The organism is Chelativorans multitrophicus (assembly GCF_011317445.1).
Taxonomy (GTDB): Bacteria; Pseudomonadota; Alphaproteobacteria; order Rhizobiales; family Rhizobiaceae; genus Chelativorans; species Chelativorans multitrophicus.
Window position 1 is genome coordinate 1079659 of sequence record NZ_JAAAPL010000001.1, and the last position, 13754, is coordinate 1093412.

13 protein-coding genes are annotated in these 13754 nt (G+C 59.1%); 5 read left to right on the plus strand and 8 right to left on the minus strand.

What is annotated here, in order from left to right:
• Nucleotides 1-9 precede the first annotated feature (9 nt).
• Nucleotides 10-825 (minus strand): 5-deoxy-glucuronate isomerase, encoded by an 816-nt coding sequence (gene iolB / locus GNP00_RS05280; RefSeq protein ID WP_011579802.1) that lies wholly within the window; start codon nt 823-825, stop codon nt 10-12.
• Nucleotides 826-837: 12 nt separating this feature from the next.
• Entirely contained in the window at nt 838-1044 is a 207-nt protein-coding gene (locus tag GNP00_RS05285; RefSeq protein WP_011579801.1) for a hypothetical protein, read from the minus strand.
• Nucleotides 1045-1286: 242 nt separating this feature from the next.
• Here GNP00_RS05285 and GNP00_RS05290 point away from each other — a divergent pair, with 242 nt between their 5' ends.
• Both GNP00_RS05290 and purU read left to right on the plus strand, forming a co-directional pair.
• Nucleotides 1287-3806: a hypothetical protein gene (locus GNP00_RS05290; RefSeq protein WP_011579800.1), complete on the plus strand. Its 2520-nt coding sequence runs from the start codon at nt 1287-1289 to the stop codon at nt 3804-3806.
• 111 nt (nt 3807-3917) lie between these two features.
• Nucleotides 3918-4778 carry a formyltetrahydrofolate deformylase gene (gene purU, locus GNP00_RS05295; RefSeq protein WP_011579799.1) on the plus strand — a complete coding sequence of 287 codons (861 nt, stop codon included), beginning with the start codon at nt 3918-3920 and terminating at the stop codon, nt 4776-4778.
• Between the two features lie 4 nt (nt 4779-4782).
• Here the strand turns inward: purU and GNP00_RS05300 are convergent, their stop codons facing one another.
• The 4 genes from GNP00_RS05300 to mgrA form a co-directional block, all read right to left on the minus strand.
• The gene (locus GNP00_RS05300; protein ID WP_011579798.1) at nt 4783-5793 is read right to left on the minus strand and encodes an aldose epimerase family protein; all 1011 of its coding nucleotides are present in this window, start codon (nt 5791-5793) and stop codon (nt 4783-4785) included.
• A gap of 129 nt (nt 5794-5922) precedes the next feature.
• Nucleotides 5923-7113, minus strand: a complete 1191-nt coding sequence (locus tag GNP00_RS05305; RefSeq protein ID WP_011579797.1) for a Gfo/Idh/MocA family protein — start codon at nt 7111-7113, stop codon at nt 5923-5925.
• Nucleotides 7114-7128: 15 nt separating this feature from the next.
• Nucleotides 7129-8187, minus strand: coding sequence for a sugar phosphate isomerase/epimerase family protein (locus GNP00_RS05310; protein ID WP_011579796.1), 1059 nt, complete (start codon nt 8185-8187; stop codon nt 7129-7131).
• Between the two features lie 131 nt (nt 8188-8318).
• A complete protein-coding gene (gene mgrA, locus GNP00_RS05315; RefSeq protein WP_011579795.1) occupies nt 8319-9365 on the minus strand; it encodes an L-glyceraldehyde 3-phosphate reductase in 1047 nt (348 codons plus the stop codon).
• A gap of 144 nt (nt 9366-9509) precedes the next feature.
• Between mgrA and GNP00_RS05320 the strand changes: the two genes are divergently transcribed.
• The 3 genes from GNP00_RS05320 (at nt 9510) to GNP00_RS05330 (ending at nt 11234) form a co-directional block, all read left to right on the plus strand.
• Nucleotides 9510-9734: a hypothetical protein gene (locus GNP00_RS05320; protein ID WP_041544449.1), complete on the plus strand. Its 225-nt coding sequence runs from the start codon at nt 9510-9512 to the stop codon at nt 9732-9734.
• 332 nt (nt 9735-10066) lie between these two features.
• On the plus strand, nt 10067-10861 hold the full coding sequence (pcaD, locus tag GNP00_RS05325) for a 3-oxoadipate enol-lactonase (RefSeq protein WP_011579793.1): 795 nt from the start codon (nt 10067-10069) through the stop codon (nt 10859-10861).
• A 37-nt stretch (nt 10862-10898) separates the two neighbouring features.
• Entirely contained in the window at nt 10899-11234 is a 336-nt protein-coding gene (locus tag GNP00_RS05330) for a protein tyrosine phosphatase family protein (protein ID WP_011579792.1), read from the plus strand.
• Nucleotides 11235-11423: 189 nt separating this feature from the next.
• On the opposite strand, the gene tdh is transcribed toward GNP00_RS05330, so the two are convergent.
• The gene (gene tdh / locus GNP00_RS05335; protein ID WP_011579791.1) at nt 11424-12458 is read right to left on the minus strand and encodes an L-threonine 3-dehydrogenase; all 1035 of its coding nucleotides are present in this window, start codon (nt 12456-12458) and stop codon (nt 11424-11426) included.
• Nucleotides 12459-12504: 46 nt separating this feature from the next.
• Nucleotides 12505-13692 (minus strand): glycine C-acetyltransferase, encoded by a 1188-nt coding sequence (locus tag GNP00_RS05340; protein ID WP_011579790.1) that lies wholly within the window; start codon nt 13690-13692, stop codon nt 12505-12507.
• Nucleotides 13693-13754 lie beyond the last annotated feature (62 nt).

Here is a 13754-nt window from a genome sequence, read left to right on the forward strand (position 1 = left end):
CGGCCGGCCTCAATCAATCTTATTGTCGCGCTGGAAAATCCAGTCGTGGTCGGGATGGTTCTTGAAGCGCCACGCGCGGCGCGGACTCGCCATGACGGTGAGATAATACATCTCATAGCCGTAAGGCGCGCCGCAGGGATGATGCCCGCGCGGCACCAGCACGACGTCATGGTTCGAGACAGCCATCGTCTCGTCCAGGCTGCCGTCCTCCGTGAACACCCGCTGAAAGCCGAAGCCTTGTGAAGGGTTGATTCGGTGGTAATAGCTCTCTTCCAGATAGGTCATGTTCGGAAAGTCGTCCTCGTCATGCCGATGCGGCGGATAGGACGACCAGTTGCCCTGCGGCGTATAAACCTCCGCCACAAGCAGGCTGTCGGCCACGTCGCGCTCTTCCATGGCGATATTGTGGATGTAACGAGTGTTCGCCCCCTTTCCCCGCTCGATCGTTCCAATCCCGGCGGGGCCGATTACCTGGGCATCGTGCCCGCCCGTGCCCGGTGCGGAGCAAACCGCCAGCGTGCAATCGGTCGTCGCCTTGGCCGACCAGTTTGAGCCATTGGGGGCATAGACCACGTGTGGCGGACGGCGATCGAAGACATCCATACGGTCGCCAAGCTCCCCGAAGCTTTTGCCGTCGGCGGCGATCTCAGCCTTGCCTTCAACCAGCACGAGGATCACCTCCCGGTCGCCGGTATCCTCCTGCGCCGTCTCGCCCGCCTTGAGCCGGTAGAGGCTGAAGCCCACATAGCCCCAACCGGCCGAACGCGGCGTGATGTCATGCACCTTGCCTGCGGTTCCGGCAGGCTTCACCAACAGGCTTGCCATGGCATTCTCTCCCTATTCCGCCTTGTTCTCGGCGTCAGGATTGAAGGCGAACAGAAAGCCCCAGATGCAGTAGACGCCAAGGCCGACAAAGAGCGTGCCCCAGAAGGGATTGCCCATCAGGAACTCAAAAACGCCCCAGCCGAGGCAGACCGCGATAATCGCGAGCCTGATCCAGAGCGGGCGAAAGAAAGGATGGTCGAGGTCGAAGAGCTTGTGCATCGAAGGAAATATAACCCGTCGTCACAAGCGGTCCAGCCCTGCCATTTGCCGCGCCGTTTGCAATGCTTTCAATCCCGTCGAGTGGTACTTGAAGCGCGCCGAGGGCTCATCGGCCTCAAGACGGGGGCGCCCCAGGATCATAACCAAATTCGAGCCCGTCTTTACCCTTTTTCATGCCAATTCTGGGCCGTGCACAAACTTTGTGGAGGTCAGGACTTATCGCAACGGCAGGGAAACACCTTATGAGGCCGCAGAATTCAAGCACGTTCGATCCGACGGTGGATCGATCCAGAAAATCAAACGATGCTCACAATGCTTGGCTGGAAAAGCATCCCCGCGAGCCGCGCCGCAGCAAATCCAACCTGCCGCAATCAACAGCCGCGCCGCGCACTGCGCTAACTTTCGCCGCGCTGCTTGCATTTGCGCATGTTGCCGAAGCACGATCGGCCATTTCGACGTCCCGAGCCTATGGGCGAAGCCCGCAGCAAGGCAAAGAACCGCCATCAGGAAAAACATCCCGCCAAACGCCTGGGGCAAGATCGGATCAGGCAACCGACATTTCGGATCTGCGGACCTTCGCGGATCGTCAGCGCAGCCCGTCAACGGCACCAGCGGTTCCGATCGGCGGCAAGTGCCAACCGCTCGCGAAGCGCCCAGGCCCGCCGACGGGTATACCTCTCATCCGGATAAAGCGAAGCGGCGAAGCGGTCCAGACACAGTCGATACCCGATCTCCGCGGCGATTTACCATTGAGTGAACACTCGCTGATCGCGGCTCGAGTGAAGGCTGCTCGGAAGCTCCTGGGAAAGGAAGCCGAAAGCAGGGAAGACGAACAACTGTTGGATATCGCCAACCGGATTCATGAGGAGGCCGGGGCCAAGCCGCATGACCAAGCAGCATCAGCCGCATCCTTAGCTCTTTATAGAGAAGAAGCCGAAATCTGGGCAGCGCAGAGCGGAAGCAATGAGGTGGAGACCAGCGCGGCCACTCGTCTTGGAGCCTTCAAGGAGGCATGGACGCTGGCGCTGGAACCTCCACCGCCGCCTCTCTTCAAAAGCAGGACTGAGCTGCAGCGAGAAGCAGACGACCGCGTTCAGCAGCAACTGCAGCGCATGTCCTATCTGGAGCGGTTGCTCTCCGGGATTGGAATATTCGGCGAGGGTGTAAACACATCTTGGGCCGTCAAAAAAGCGTATAATCATCAATTTTCCGACTATATCTCCCGCCATCTTTCAAGACTTTGCACTGCAAAGGCGATTTCAAACGCCTTGGAAGGCGGCCTCAAAAGATTGCACATGGAATACCGCCCTTCGAAGCTGTGGCTTATCAATGACGTCTACCTTCGAAGGATAGAGATGTACTCGAGCATTCCAAATGCCTGGGTGGAAAACCAGACCGAGGAGCAGAAGATGCCTGCCCTGGTTTTTCCAATGCCAGGTGAACGCCGGTTCGGATTTATCGGCCCGGCGGGCGACTTCCAGTTTTTAGATAAGGACATATTTGACGATGACGGGCGCTTGAAGCAGCAACCTATCCTTCGAGCGCTCGGTATTGCCTTTGATAATACGAAAAAGGGGATGTCCGTTGGATGCCTGATATCCAGGGAACAATGCCATTCTTCTCATTTCGATTTCGAAATGGCTCATACAACCGAAAATCCTTTGTCCATCAAAGAGCTGATGGAAGACAAGGTCAACAGGAACGCTCTTTCGCTCATCGAACGGATACGAGAAGAGAAATACGACCCATCCATCATTGAATTAGGACTCCGATCCCTGATCCCGTTCTTCCAGGTAATGGAAAGGGCGCAAGGCGACCCGGACTATAAAGTCCAGTTCAAAGACATTTCATGGGATCTGTTCTCCCTTGGGCTCACCATCATCCCCTTGACCGGCCTGGCGGCCAGATCCCTCCATGCGGGCTTTTCGGCGGCAAGGGCGGCTTCCAGCGTTGCGAAAGGTCTTACGGCGACGGCTAGAGCTTCGGCCGTGCTGCGCGCTTTCCTGAACGGCTCTAAGACGAGCTCCTTCCTGCGTCATGCCGGCCGGGAACTTACCGACTTTGTCGTTCCCGTTTTCACGGTCAAGGACATAGTGCGGGCAACAAAGGCTACCCCCGATGTCAAAACGTATTTCCTTCGAGTAACCGGTGAGGCGCAAGAAATCATCCCCAATTTGGGGGCGAGGCCTTCAGTGCCGCGACCAAGGCAACAGGTTGCGCAGCCGGCCGAGGAAGCGGCAACTTTTAGAGAGAGGGATATCCTTTCCAGAATTTATCATCAGTTGCACAGAGCTGGCAGCATCAAGAAAGCTCATACGCCAGAGATGATCGAGAAGCATTTCGATACAAGAGCGGAACTGCCCATTCCGGACAGGTTGTACAGAAGCCAGGCAGATGTCTCCATCTCGGTTAAGGATAGGTACGTCAGCCGGGACGATTATCTCGCTGCAATTATCAGGCACGTGGCAATCTATGCCGGCAGCGGGGGTAAAGCCGTATCGCTCAGCATGAGCCGAATAGTGGCCGAAAGGTTCAAGAAGAGAGGCTATAGCTTATTAAGTATAGATACGCGCCATGACCGGCAAAACTTCCGCACGATCGAGAACATTCTCAAATATGATGGTCCTCGCCTGGTAAAAAACGGAAAGATCGCGTCAGGAACGCTCACGCAAGCGATCAAGAACGCGTTTAATGAGGGAGAACAGGAAGTGTTTTACACCCTGGGGAGCATTCCCGATGAGTGGGTGGAGGAACTTCTATAGCCATCTCGAACCTAACGTATCCAAGGCATCGGCATTGGCTTCCTGCGGTGCAGGTATTAAGAAGCAATGGTTCGCAAGCCCTCACCTGCGGCTCTCGCCGTTGGAGTTTCCATGACCGAAAAGACTTTCGATATAAATCTCTCCTGCGAGGATCGGCCGGGCATCGTTGCGGCTGTGACGACGGAACTTGCAGCGCTCGGCGCGAATATCGCTGAATCGAACCAGTTCTGGGACCGTCAGACCAATCGCTTCTTTATGCGCATCTCCTTCACCGTGCCGGAGAATATCGACCGCGATGCAATCAGCCGCGCGCTGAACCCTGCCATCGCCCGCTTTAACATGGAGACCGCGCTAGCCGACCGCTCGCGCCGGCCCAAGATCATCATCATGGTCTCGAAATTCGATCATGCTCTCCTCCATCTGCTTTACCAGATCCGCGTCGGCTGGCTTGATTCGGAGGTGGCTGCGATCGTGTCCAACCATGAGGATTCGCGGCGCACCGCCGAGGCCGCAGGCATTCCCTATTACTGCTGGCCGGTAACCAAGGCGAACAAGGCTGAGCAGGAAGAGAAGCTTTTGAACCTCTTTCGCGAGACCGGTTCGGACCTGATCATCCTGGCGCGGTACATGCAGGTGCTATCGGACCAGCTGTCCAGCCGGCTTTTCGGCAAGATCATCAACATCCATCACTCATTCCTGCCGAGCTTCAAGGGTGCGAAGCCTTACCATCAGGCGCACGAACGCGGCGTGAAGCTAATCGGCGCCACAGCCCACTATGTGTCGCCGGATCTCGATGAAGGCCCGATCATCGAGCAGGAGACGGAACGCGTAACACACGCGATGAGCCCTGACGATTTCGTGGCCGCCGGTCGCGATATCGAGAGCCGTGTCCTGGCGAGGGCGGTCAAGCTTCACCTCGAAAGCAGGGTAGTGCTCAACGGTCTGAAGACGGTGGTGTTCGCGAAGGGGTGAGCGGCTACTGCCCGATCTCTATCTCGCACCAGTGCCTATATGGCCGCTCCGGGGTCACGACGCAGTTGGGGAAATGCGGGTGATTGATTGCATCGGGGAAGTTCTGGTCTTCAAGGCATAGCCCGGCGAAGCGGGGATAGTGCCGCCCGCCCAGGCCGGGGACAGGAAGGTTGATCTTGCTGCCCGTATAGAGCTGCAGTCCTGGCTGATCCGTCTTGAGCGCGAGCGTAAGGGAGCCGTCCGGCGCCTTGAGAATAGCCACGGGCGAGGAGGGATCGCGGCCGGTATCAAGAACCAGGTTGTTGTCATAGGCGATCGGCTCGCCCTGGGCGTCACAAAGAGGGCGCGGTTTGCGGAAATCGAAATGCGTGCCGGCCACCGGCTCGATTCCACCTGTCGGGATGAGGTCGAAATCCCGCACCGTATAGGCATTGGCCGCGAGCCAAAGCACGTGGTTTCGGATATCGCCCTCGCCCATCAGATTGAAGTAGTTATGCTGCACGATATTGACCGGCGTGGGTGCATCGGTGGTTGCCGTGCAGTCGAGCTCAAGGGCATTCCCTTCAAGCCGGTAAGTAACCGAGACATCCAGCCGTCCCGGATAGCCCATCTCTCCGTCAGGGCTGGTCAGGCTAAGACGAACCGCATTTTCCGAAAGCACCTCCATGTCCCAGACCTGACGGCTCAGCCCCCTTTTCCCGCCGTGCAGATGGTTGGCGCCTTCGTTCGGCTGGAGCCGGTATTCCTTGCCATTCAGCATGAAGCGCGCGCCGGAGATGCGATTTGCGACGCGACCGGCGATTGCTCCGAAATAGCCGCTGTATTTGGTATATTCTTCGAAATGTTCGAAACCCAATACCACGCTGCGCATGCCGCCAGGAACCGGCACTTGCCAGTCGCGGATGACGGCGCCGTAGCTGATGACCGACACCTTCACGCCCGTGCTGCTTGTCAGCGTCGCCTCGAAGACTTCACGTCCTTCGTAAACGGCAATCTTCCTCGGCCCGCCCGCCATACGTCTCCTCCTGTTTCACGCTTCAGAGCCTTCGGCAAGAAGGCACCTATCGTCAATTCCTAAAAATGCAAAGCTGCAAAGCCGTCGTGCATGGCATTTGGCTCACTCACGAGAGGCTGGCTACCGGCTTCAAAGCGTATCCAGGCGGGTCCAGGCGGCATCCTTGTGCGAGGAATTCACGCAGGCCTGAATGAAGCGCATCCCCTCCAGGCCATCCTCGACCGTTGGAAGCACCAGATCTTCAGGAGGCGGCCCGCCGCTCTGAACCGCGCGAATGGCTTTTGCCGCTTCCGTATAGAGCGTTGCGAACGCCTCCAGATAACCTTCTGGATGGCCGCCCGGAATGCGCGTGACCGCGGCCGCCGCCGGACCCGCGCCCGCGCCGCCGCGCGTCAGCAGCCTTTTCGGCTCGCCAAGCGGGGTGAACCAGAGATAATTCGGATCGGCCTGCACCCATTCCAATCCGCCCCTGGTTCCATAGACCCTCAGCTTCAGCCCGTTTTCGTTACCCGGTGCCACCTGGCTGGCCCAGATCATACCCTTGGCGCGCCGCCCGCCGCGCTCGCCGAAACGCAGCATGATATGCGCGTTGTCATCGAGCTGCCGGCCCGGCACGAAACGATCGAGATCGGCGGCCAGGCTCTCGGCGTGCAAACCCGTGACGAAGGTGACGAGTTGATATGCGTGGGTTCCGATATCGCCGATTGCTCCGCCCACCCCCGAGCGGCTGGGATCCGTGCGCCAGGATGCCTGCTTGTTGCCGCTCTGCTCGACCGGCTCTGCGAGCCAGTCCTGCGGATATTCCGCCTGGACAAGAATGATTTCGCCCAGCGCACCATCCCCGACCATCTGCCGCGCCTGACGGATCATGGGATACCCGGAGTAATTATGGGTGAGCACGAAGAGCTTTCCGCTTCTCTTCACCGTCTCGGCCAGGGCCTTGGCATCCTCCAGGCTGGACGTCAGAGGCTTGTCGCAAATGACGTGAATGCCGGCTTCCAGAAAGGCCTTCGCCGCCGGATAATGCATGTGGTTGGGCGTAACGATGCTCACCGCCTCGATGCCGTCCGGCCGCGCAGCCTCCTTTTCTGCCATCTCCTGGAAACTGCCGTAGCAGCGATCGGGCTCTAGCCCGAGATCGGCACCTGATGTCCTGGCGCGCTCAGGATCGGAGGAAAGCGCGCCGGCGAGAAGAATAAAATGTCCGTCAAGGCGGGCCGCCATGCGGTGAACGGCGCCGATGAACGCGCCCTGCCCTCCTCCCACCATGCCCAGGCGGACCGGCCGAGCGGCCAATGTCGTCGCGGATGCGGAAACCATGTCTTTCCCCTTGCTTCAAACGATACCGAGCATGGCGCGAAGACTCGACCGGTCGCTGGTACCAGCGGCGAAATCGTCAAACGCCTTTTCGGTAACGCGGATGATGTGATGCTCGATAAAGGGCGCGCCTTCGGCCGCCCCCTGCTCGGGGTGCTTTAGCGCACACTCCCATTCGAGCACTGCCCAGCTGTCATAGCCATATTGCGCGAGCTTTGAAAAAATGCTGGTGAAATCCACCTGCCCGTCTCCCAAAGAGCGGAAACGGCCGGCACGCTTCACCCATGGCTGGTAGCCGGAATAAACCCCCTGCCGGCCGTCCGGGTTGAACTCGGCATCCTTCACGTGGAAGGCCGAGATGCGCTCGTGATAGATGTCGATGAAGGCTAGATAATCGAGTTGCTGCAGGAGAAAGTGCGAGGGATCGTAGTTGATTTTGCAGCGGTTGTGGCCGCCGAGCTTTTCCAAGAACATCTCGAAAGTCGCGCCGTCGAAGATGTCCTCACCCGGGTGCAGCTCGTAGGCCACGTCCACGCCTGCGTCCTCATAGGCATCGAGAATGGGTTTCCAGCGGCGGGCAAGCTCCGTAAAGGCTTCATCTATGAGGCCGTCAGGCCGCTGCGGCCAGGGATAGAGATAGGGGAAGGCCAGCGCGCCGGAGAAGGAAACGCTCACATCCAGGCCCAGATTTCGCGAGGCCTTGGCGGCATGAAGCATATGCTCCACCGCCCATTCCTGCCGGGCCTTTGGGTTGCCGCGCACACCTTCTGGAGCAAATCCGTCAAAAGGCGTGTCATAGGCCGGATGCACCGCCACGAGTTGCCCGATCAAATGCGTGGAGAGCTCGGTGATCTCGACGCCGGCATCTTTGCAAATGCCCTTCACCTCGTCGCAATAGGCCGAGGATTCCGATGCCTTCTTCAGGTCGAAAAGGCGCCCGTCCCAGGCGGGAATCTGGATTCCCCTATAGCCAAGGCCGGCGGCCCAGCTAGCGATGTTCGGCAGGGTGTCGAACGGGGCGTCATCCCCGGCGAACTGCGCCAAGAAGATCCCGGGACCCTTCATTGTCTTGGGCATGGACTTACCTCCTCAACTGCGGCGAACAACAAAATATAGGCCCCCGCCCCTCATCGTCGTGTCCATCGATCGCCGAAAGAAACCCTACGGCTTGCAGCCGTCAAATTGAACGGGCATGAGCAATCCGCTTATTATTTCCGCTGTGGGCCGGTTCTCTCTGCGGAAGCTGCCCAGAGGTTGATATCGGCCTCGCGGGCATAGGATTCGATTTCCGCCAGTTCGTCGGCGGTGAAGTCCGCCTTTTCCAGGCCTGCGACTATCTCTTCGACCTGCTCGGGACGGCTAGCTCCGATGAGCGCGGAGGTGACCCGCCCGCCGCGCAGTACCCAGGCGACCGCCATCTGCGCCAAGCTCTGGCCACGGCGCGCCGCGATCTCGTTCAAGTGGCGGATGTTTCCGAGCGTCTTCTCGTTTATGAACTCCTTACGGAGCGACTTGCCCTGCGCAGCGCGGCTGTCTTGAGGAATGCCGCCCAGATATCTGTCGGTGAGCATGCCCTGAGCTAGCGGCGAAAAGGCGATGCAGCCAACACCCAGCTCTTCAAGCGTGTCGAGCAGGCCATCATCCTCCACCCAGCGATTGATCATCGAGTAGCTGGGCTGATGAATAAGGCAGGGCGTCCCGAGATCCTCGAGGATGGCAACGGCCTCCCGTGTGCGGCGCGAATTATAGGACGAGATGCCTACATAAAGCGCGCGGCCCGACCGAGCGATATGATCGAGGGCCATCATCGTCTCTTCAAGGGGCGTCTGCGGATCGAAGCGGTGGGAATAGAAAATATCGACATAATCGAGCCCCATCCGCTTCAGGCTCTGGTCGCAGCTCGCGATGAGATATTTGCGGCTGCCCCACTCGCCATAGGGCCCCGGCCACATCAGATAGCCCGCCTTCGAGGAAATGATGAGCTGATCGCGATAACCGGCGAAGTCTGTGCGCAGGATTTCCCCAAAGGCTTCCTCGGCCGAGCCCGGTGGCGGGCCGTAATTGTTGGCTAGGTCGAAATGGGTGATGCCGAGGTCGAAAGCCCTGCGGCAGATCGCCTGTTTCATCTCGTGCGGCCGATCCTCCCCGAAATTATGCCACAAGCCGAGAGAAATCGGGGGCAGTTTGAGGCCGGAGCGGCCGCAACGGCGATACTGCATTCCCTCGTAACGGTCAGGCGAAGGCTCCCAATTCATGCAAATTCCCTTTCTGCCAGCAATCGGCGCGCCGCGACGAGCGCAGCCGCCAGTTGAACAGGATTTCTTCCCCATTCAACGTGCCAGTGCCGGCACCGGCCCAGCCTCTCTGGTGCTTCGCCTCGACCTTCGAGCTGGCGGCTGATGGAGGCCGCCGCCAAAAATGGCGAAGAGGGCAAGATCGCTGCGATACTCTCAAGGCAGTTGCGGAAAGGCTCGTCGCGGCGGCCTTGCTGCCGCCAACCGCCAATCGGGTTCCATGAGAGCGACAATTTCGCATCGACTAAACGGTTAAGTGGTTCCGCCGGTATGCGCGTGATGCTGCTGCTCGTCCGCTGGTTCACCGACGAAGTGACGGCACTGTCTTGATCGGTCTCATGTTTCCTCCCTCGGAATATCGCCTACCGTTCAAACCGCCTACACCGGCCCGACAGATTTAAATCGATTCAAAGCCCAATCTAGGCGCCTTGTAATCGATTGCATAGCAAGTTGATTTACGGTTTTCCCAGTGTCAACCCATTTGGGTCGGATGGCAGACAATTTTTCGTAGCTCGAAAGAAATAAGCTGCGCATCCCTTTGGTCTGATGGGCGGGCGGTGTCACGGCACCAGCGCAGATGTAAGCCGGCGCGAATTTGCCTAACATTGACGTGGGCGCGGCTTTTCCCGTAGACACCACACCGAAATCCTGAGGTATCGCACATGGCATTTGCGCGCGTGAACGGAGTCGTCCTGCATCACAGGATGCGCGGACCTGAAGGTCGGCCTGTCCTTGCCTTCTCTAATTCGCTCGGCACGGATTTCCGGATCTGGGACGATGTGGCAGCGCTGCTTGAAGGCCAGTACCGCCTGGTTCTCTATGACAAGCGCGGACACGGCCTCTCCGAGGCAACGCCGCAGCCTTATGCGATGACCGACCATGTGCGTGACCTAGCCGCTCTGCTCGATCATCTCGGAATCCGAGAGGCCACGATTGTGGGGCTGTCGGTAGGGGGAATGATCGCCCAAGGCCTCGCCGCGCTTCGGCCCGACCTGATACGTGCCCTGGTGCTGTGCGATACCGCCCATAAGGTCGGCACTGAAGAACTCTGGAGCGCACGCATCAAAACAGCGAATGAAAGCGGCATCGCGCCAATGGCGGAGGGCATCATGCAGCGCTGGTTCGCCCCGGCCTTCCGCACACCGGAGAACCCCGATTATGTCGGCTATCTCGCCATGCTGACGCGGCAGAGCCCTGAAGGATATGCGGGCACATGCGCGGCACTGCGCGATGCGGATCTGACGGAATCAACGCGCGCGCTGAAGGTGCCGGCACTCTGCGTCGTCGGCGACCAGGACGGATCGACCCCGCCCGATCTGGTTCGTGAGCTGGCCGGCCTCATCGAAGGGTCACGTTTTGAAATCATCGAGAATGCTGGGCATCTGCCCTGCATCGAACAGCCGGAAAAGATCGCGGAGCTTATCCGTTCTTTCGCGAAAGATATTGGAATTGGCTGAGCAGCTCACGGGCCGAAAGACATCAAAAGGGAAAACAATGGAAATCCGCAGTGTCAATGAAGATTTTGCCGTCGCAGGCCAGATCGCACCGGGAAATGTCGCTGAGATCGCGAGCGCCGGGTTCAAGAGCATTGTCTGCAACCGTCCGGATACGGAGGACGGTGCTGTTCCTCACGATGCCGTGGAAGAGGCCGCCCGCGCGGCAGGCCTCGAATTCCGGTTTCTGCCCGTCGTCTCCGGCGCCATCACGCAAGAAGATGTAAAAGGCATGGCCGCGATTCTCGGCGAATTGCCCCATCCGGTGCTTGCCTATTGCCGGAGCGGCACCCGCTGCCTCAATCTCTATGGGTTGGTTCAGCAGATAAAAGGCTAAACCAGCCAACGCGTTGGCCGAAGCGCTTCCCATTCGGAATCGCCAATCGGCTGCCGTGCAATTTATGCGACGGATTAAAGCGGCGCCCTGACTCGCGCTATACTTCAGGTTGAAATCTCAAACAAGGAATACAATCCAAAAGAGATGTTAGGGAGGCTCTTTCCTACCCGGAGTCACTAACCCGGTTTATCACCAATCCATTACAACCTTACCGGCCTCGCCGCTGCGCATGGCGGCAAAGCCTTCGCGGTAATCATCGGCAGAGATGCGGTGCGTGATCAGGCCGGAGATATCGAGAGGCCCCTGCACAAGCGCGATCATCTTGTACCAGGTTTCGAACATCTCCCGGCCGTAGATGCCCTTCAGGTGGAGCATCTTGAAAATCACCTTGTTCCAATCGATCTCGAAACCCGTCGGCGCTATGCCGAGGATCGCTATTTTGCCGCCATTGTTCATGACATCGATCATGTCGCGAAACGCCGAGGCAGAGCCGGACATCTCCAGGCCCACGTCGAAGCCCTCGGTCATGCCGAGCTTCCTCATTACATCGGTGAGCTTCTCTTCCCTGGCATTCACCACGTGACGCACGCCGAGTTTCTTAGCGAGCGCAAGTCGCCCCGGATTGATATCCGTGATGACCACTTTGCGCGCACCTACGCACTGCGCCACCAGCGCGCCCATAATGCCGATCGGGCCAGCTCCGGTCACCAGCACATCCTCGCCCACCAGATCGAAAGAGAGCGCGGTGTGCACCGCGTTTCCAAGCGGATCGAAAATCGCGGCGATCTCGTCCGGCACGTCGTCGGGGATCGCCACGACATTGTGCTGCGGCAGCGAGATATATTCGGCAAAGGCACCCGGCCGGTGAACGCCGACGCCCAGCGTGTTTCGGCAGAGATGTCCACGCCCGGCCCGGCAGTTGCGGCAATGGCCGCAGACAATGTGCCCCTCGCCCGAAACACGCTGCCCGATTCTGTATTCGGTCACGGCTGAGCCGACATCCACGACCTCGCCGACGAACTCATGGCCGGTGACGAGCGGCACGGGCACGGTCTTTCTTGCCCATTCGTCCCAGTTCCAGATATGGACGTCCGTGCCGCAGATGGCAGCTTTCCTCACCTTGATCAGCACGTCGTTCGGGCCGATCTCCGGAAGCGGCACCCGCTCCATCCAAAGCCCTTCCTCGGGCTTGGCCTTCACCAAGGCCTTCATCATGTTGGTCATGAGATGATCTCCACGTGATGGAACGTAAACATCGAAGGCAACCGCATCATGAAATCACCCCCAGCTCCCTGCCCACCTTGCCGAAAGCCTCCACAGCGCGGTCGATATCCTCAGCCGAGTGGGCGGCGGACATTTGGGTTCGGATGCGTGCCTCGCCCTTGGGCACCACGGGAAAGGAAAAGCCGATCACGTAAATCCCGTAGTCCAGAAGGCGCTCGGCCATTTTCGCGGCCAGCCCGGCCTCACCGATCATAACGGGGATGATCGGATGCCCGCTGCCGGCCAATGTAAAGCCAAGCTTCGTCATCCTGTCGCGGAAGCGATCCGCATTTTCATAGAGCCTCCGGCGCAACTCGTCGCCGTTCTCGACAATTTCGAACACCTTAAGGGAAGCCGCGGCGATGACGGGCGCCAGCGTGTTGGAGAAAAGATAGGGGCGCGAGCGCTGCCGCAGCCACTCGACCACCTCTTTCTTACCGCTGGTATAGCCGCCGGAAGCGCCGCCCAGAGCCTTCCCGAGCGTGCCGGTAGCAATATCGACCCGGCCTTCGACGCCGCAATATTCCGGCGTGCCGCGCCCGTGCGCGCCGACGAAGCCCACCGCGTGGCTGTCATCCACCATCACCATGGCATCATATTTTTCAGCCAGATCGCAAATCGCCTTCAGATTGGCAATGATGCCGTCCATGGAGAACACGCCGTCGGTGGCGATGAGGCGGAAGCGGGCATCGGCGGCCTCTTTCAGCCGCTCCTCCAATTCTCCCATATCGTTGTTCGCATAGCGATAGCGGCGTGCCTTGCAGAGCCGGACTCCATCGATGATCGACGCATGGTTGAGCGCGTCGGAGATGATCGCGTCCTCAGGCGCCAGCAGCGTTTCGAAAAGCCCCGCATTGGCGTCGAAGCAGGATGAATAGAGGATCGTATCCTCATACCCCAGGAAAGAGGAAATGCGCTTCTCCAGCGCCTTGTGTTCCTCCTGCGTGCCGCAGATGAAGCGGACGGAGGCCATGCCATAGCCATAGCGGTCGAGCGCTGCCTTGGCGGCCTCGCGCAATTCCTCATTGTCGGCGAGGCCCAGATAATTGTTGGCACAGAAATTGAGAACCCTCTTGCCGCCGCTCTCGATCCTGGCGGATTGCATGGAGGTGATCACGCGCTCGCTCTTATAGAGCCCGGCCTCTTTCAAGCCGTCGACTTCGCGGGACAAATACTGAAGAAAGGAAGCGGTCATATAAACCTCATCGGCAACATCACAGACCGCCGCAGCGGACCGTTTAGGGCTATTCGCTTAGA

What these genes read in the sequence shown, in the direction of transcription:
- iolB (WP_011579802.1), bottom strand. Translation starts at nt 825, where the DNA reads ATGGCAAGCCTGTTGGTGAAGCCTGCCGGAACCGCAGGCAAGGTGCAT.
- GNP00_RS05285 (WP_011579801.1), bottom strand. Translation starts at nt 1,044, where the DNA reads ATGCACAAGCTCTTCGACCTCGACCATCCTTTCTTTCGCCCGCTCTGG.
- GNP00_RS05290 (WP_011579800.1), top strand. Translation starts at nt 1,287, where the DNA reads ATGAGGCCGCAGAATTCAAGCACGTTCGATCCGACGGTGGATCGATCC.
- purU (WP_011579799.1), top strand. Translation starts at nt 3,918, where the DNA reads ATGACCGAAAAGACTTTCGATATAAATCTCTCCTGCGAGGATCGGCCG.
- GNP00_RS05300 (WP_011579798.1), bottom strand. Translation starts at nt 5,793, where the DNA reads ATGGCGGGCGGGCCGAGGAAGATTGCCGTTTACGAAGGACGTGAAGTC.
- GNP00_RS05305 (WP_011579797.1), bottom strand. Translation starts at nt 7,113, where the DNA reads ATGGTTTCCGCATCCGCGACGACATTGGCCGCTCGGCCGGTCCGCCTG.
- GNP00_RS05310 (WP_011579796.1), bottom strand. Translation starts at nt 8,187, where the DNA reads ATGCCCAAGACAATGAAGGGTCCCGGGATCTTCTTGGCGCAGTTCGCC.
- mgrA (WP_011579795.1), bottom strand. Translation starts at nt 9,365, where the DNA reads ATGAATTGGGAGCCTTCGCCTGACCGTTACGAGGGAATGCAGTATCGC.
- GNP00_RS05320 (WP_041544449.1), top strand. Translation starts at nt 9,510, where the DNA reads ATGGAGGCCGCCGCCAAAAATGGCGAAGAGGGCAAGATCGCTGCGATA.
- pcaD (WP_011579793.1), top strand. Translation starts at nt 10,067, where the DNA reads ATGGCATTTGCGCGCGTGAACGGAGTCGTCCTGCATCACAGGATGCGC.
- GNP00_RS05330 (WP_011579792.1), top strand. Translation starts at nt 10,899, where the DNA reads ATGGAAATCCGCAGTGTCAATGAAGATTTTGCCGTCGCAGGCCAGATC.
- tdh (WP_011579791.1), bottom strand. Translation starts at nt 12,458, where the DNA reads ATGACCAACATGATGAAGGCCTTGGTGAAGGCCAAGCCCGAGGAAGGG.
- GNP00_RS05340 (WP_011579790.1), bottom strand. Translation starts at nt 13,692, where the DNA reads ATGACCGCTTCCTTTCTTCAGTATTTGTCCCGCGAAGTCGACGGCTTG.